This is a genomic window from Mesorhizobium sp. M7A.F.Ca.CA.002.15.2.1 (assembly GCF_003998715.1).
Classification (GTDB): domain Bacteria; phylum Pseudomonadota; class Alphaproteobacteria; order Rhizobiales; family Rhizobiaceae; genus Mesorhizobium; species Mesorhizobium ciceri.
The window spans coordinates 1-3,114 of record NZ_RZPI01000647.1 but is presented as its reverse complement, the minus strand read 5'-3'; the positions used below and the strand labels follow the sequence as shown (position 1 = coordinate 3,114).

General features: G+C 64.7%; 4 protein-coding genes. 2 read left to right on the top strand and 2 right to left on the bottom strand.

What is annotated here, in order from left to right:
• Positions 1-8: 8 nt before the first annotated feature.
• Together ENZ74_RS26825 and ENZ74_RS26820 are read right to left on the bottom strand one after the other, a co-directional pair.
• Complete coding sequence (locus ENZ74_RS26825) at positions 9-866, bottom strand: RNA methyltransferase (RefSeq protein ID WP_063169012.1); 858 nt, start codon at positions 864-866, stop codon at positions 9-11.
• A complete protein-coding gene (locus ENZ74_RS26820; RefSeq protein ID WP_063169011.1) occupies positions 863-1,957 on the bottom strand; it encodes a class I SAM-dependent rRNA methyltransferase in 1,095 nt (364 codons plus the stop codon). The genes ENZ74_RS26825 and ENZ74_RS26820 overlap by 4 nt, the downstream gene beginning before the upstream one ends.
• A 136-nt stretch (positions 1,958-2,093) precedes the next feature.
• On the opposite strand from ENZ74_RS26820, the gene ENZ74_RS26815 reads away from it, so the two are divergent.
• Both ENZ74_RS26815 and ENZ74_RS26810 read left to right on the top strand, forming a co-directional pair.
• Entirely contained in the window at positions 2,094-2,786 is a 693-nt protein-coding gene (locus ENZ74_RS26815; protein ID WP_063169010.1) for a YafY family protein, read from the top strand.
• Positions 2,787-2,857: 71 nt separating this feature from the next.
• Positions 2,858-3,114: VOC family protein (locus tag ENZ74_RS26810; protein ID WP_127313105.1), on the top strand; the 257-nt coding region annotated here is incomplete at its 3' end.

Genomic DNA, 3,114 nt, shown 5'->3' with positions numbered 1-3,114 from the left:
TGCAACCTTCATTGCTGGTCCAGGATTGACTCGAGCTTCAGCGCGCCGCGCCGGATCTCGAACAGCATGATGCCGGTGGCAACGGCCAGATTGAGCGAATCGGCACGGCCCGCTTGCGGAATCCTGAGCAGCCTGTCGCAACTCGCAGCCAGGCTTTCGGGCAGTCCCTGCTGCTCGTTGCCCATCATCAGCAGCACGGGCCCGCGGGAAAAATCGACCGAGCGGTAGTCGACGGCGCCTTTCAGGTGGGTTCCGGCGACGAGGCCTGAAAACCCGCCTCGCCAGGCGAGGAAAGCCTCGGTTGTCGCCTTCGCCACCGGCACGGCAAAGATCGAACCCATGGTGGCACGCACCGTCTCCACGGAGAATGGATCAGTGGTATCGCCGACCAGGATGACGCCTTTGGCGCCGACGGCATCGACGGTGCGGATGACGGTGCCGAGATTGCCGGGGTCGCGCACCCGGTCGAGCGCCACCCAGACGTCGCCATTGTCAGCGCGGACATCTTTCAGGGCGAGGAATTTTTGCGAAAAGACGCCGACCACCATTTGCGGGTTGTCGCGACGGGTGATGGCGACCAGCACCTTCTCCGACACTTCGAGCACCATGCCGCCTGCCGCAACCGTGCGTGCGGCCACCTTCTCCACGGCAGCGTTGCCGCGCCCGGCCTTGGCGAAAACCAATGTCCTGATCTGCCAGCCGAGATCGAGCGCATCGATGACCAGCTTCAATCCCTCGGCCATGAAGGCGTTCTGCTGGTCGCGGAATTTCTTCTGAGCGAGCGCCTTGATGTCCTTGACCAGCGGATTGGCGAGGCTGGTGACCTCCTTCACCTGGCCGGGTGCGCCTGCATGCCGCTCGTTCATTCAGCCACCCAACGCGAAAACAATGAGGTCGATAGCGCCCGGCCGGCGGACTTTTCGCGGATGATCAGCTCACCCGATTCAACCTTGCCGCCCATACCGGCAAAGGTATCGCGCATCAGGGCGTGGATGGCGAAGAAGGAGGCGCGGATCGAGTAGGCGGTCAGCACCACGGCGAGCGGCTTCGGCGTCAGGATCGCCCGGCAGAGGTCGGTCAAATCCGGCAGGTCCTCGAACAATTGCCAGACCTCGCCCTTGGGGCCACGGCCATAGGCCGGCGGGTCGAACAGAATGATATCGTAGCGGCTGCCGCGGCGCTCCTCGCGCTCGGCGAATTTCACCGCGTCGTCGACGATCCAGCGGATCGGCTTGCTGCCGAGGCCGGCCATCTCCTGGTTTTCGCGGGCCCAGCCGATCGCCTTCTTCGAGGCATCGACATGGGTGACCTCGGCACCGGCGCGAGCCGCCACCAAGGAAGCGAGACCGGTATAGCCGAACAGGTTCAGAACCTTGACCGGCCGCTTCGCCGCCGCGATCAGCCCGGCCATGTGGTCCCAGTGGGAGGCCTGCTCGGGAAAGACGCCGACATGACGAAACGAGGTGAAACGGCCGAGATAGTCGATGCCGTCATGCTTCATCGGCCAGGTCTCGCCGAGCGGCAGCTTCGGGAAACGCCAGCGGCCGATCCCCTCCTCGTCGGTGTCTCCGGTGAAGACGGCGTCGGCGCGCTCCCATTCCTTTGCCGGCAATGCCTTTTGCCAGATCGCCTGACCCTCTGGCCGCACGATCCGGTAGGGGCCATATTGTTCGAGCTTCTGGCCGGTGCCGCTGTCGAGCAGCGCATAATCGGCATTGGGCGCCACTTCCAGGATCACGGGAAGATGTTCGGCGGGCAGAGCGCCTTCGCGGCGGGCCAGGATGCGCGGCGCCGAGTTCGGTTCGGAACGATTTTCCGTCTTCGCCTCATGGCGCTCGCGCGGTGGCGCTTCCGGTCTGGCAGGAGCCTGGCCGGGACGCGGGCGTGACACGTCCGCCGCACTCTTGGCGGATGGATGTGGACGGTTGTCGCGGCGTTTGTCGCGAAAAGACTTCAAGCGGGGGCAACTCCGAACGGCGTGGCCGCTTTTGACATAGGGCAACCGGCTTCGCAACCAAGTCCGACAGGTCGGCCTCTCCGGTTTATGTCTGCCGGCGATGGACCAATGTCAAAGAAACAGGCAAATCTGCTCGATGTCCCGCTCCGAACGCCTGCTCGACCTCATACAGTGCTTGCGCCGGCATCGCCGGCCGGTGAGCGGGCACATGCTTGCCGACGAGACGGGCGTTTCGATCCGCACGCTCTACCGCGACATCGCCACGCTGCAGGGCCAGGGCGCGCCGATCGAAGGTGAGGCGGGGTTGGGTTATGTGCTCAAGCCCGGCTTCATGCTGCCGCCGCTGATGTTCAGCGACGAGGAGATCGAAGCCATTGTGCTCGGCTCGCGCTGGGTCGCCAGGCAGCCGGACCAGCGTCTCTCGGCCGCCGCCGCCAACGCGTTGGCCAAGATCGCAGCCGTGCTGCCCGACGATCTGCGCGAGGATCTTGACGCGAGCACACTGCTGGTCGGGCCTCCTGCCGCGGCCACCGAGGGCATCGATCTTGGTCTGGTGCGGCAGGCCATCCGCAACGAGCGCAAGCTCGGCTTTCTCTACCGCGATGCCGGCGGGGCCGTGTCCCAGCGCGTCGTCTGGCCATTTGCGCTGGGCTTCTTCGACAAGGTGCGGGTGGTGGTGGCGTGGTGCGAGATGCGGCAGGATTTCCGGCATTTTCGCGCCGATCGCATCGCCGAACTCCAAGCAATGGACACGCGCTATCCGCGTCGTCGCCAGGCGCTGCTCAAGGAATGGCGAACGACGCTCGACAAGCCGCGTGGTTCGCGATGACTGCTGCCATATTCTGACAGTAGCCTATCGTATGTTCGTCAAGTCGAAACACCGAACCTTGGAGAGCAGATATGGCCACCCCGAATTTCGTCATCCTCTATGTCGACCAGCCGCAGCAGAGCGGTGCCTTCTACAGCGCGCTGCTCGGTCGTGAGCCGGTCGAAAGTTCGCCGACCTTCGTGCTGTTCGTGCTCGATGCCGGCTTCAAGCTCGGCCTGTGGTCGCGCCATACGGTGGAGCCGGCAGCCGCCACGTCAGGCGGTGGCGCCGAAATCGTGTTTGCGCTGGATACGCCCGATGCGGTCGATGCCGCCCATGCCGACTGGTC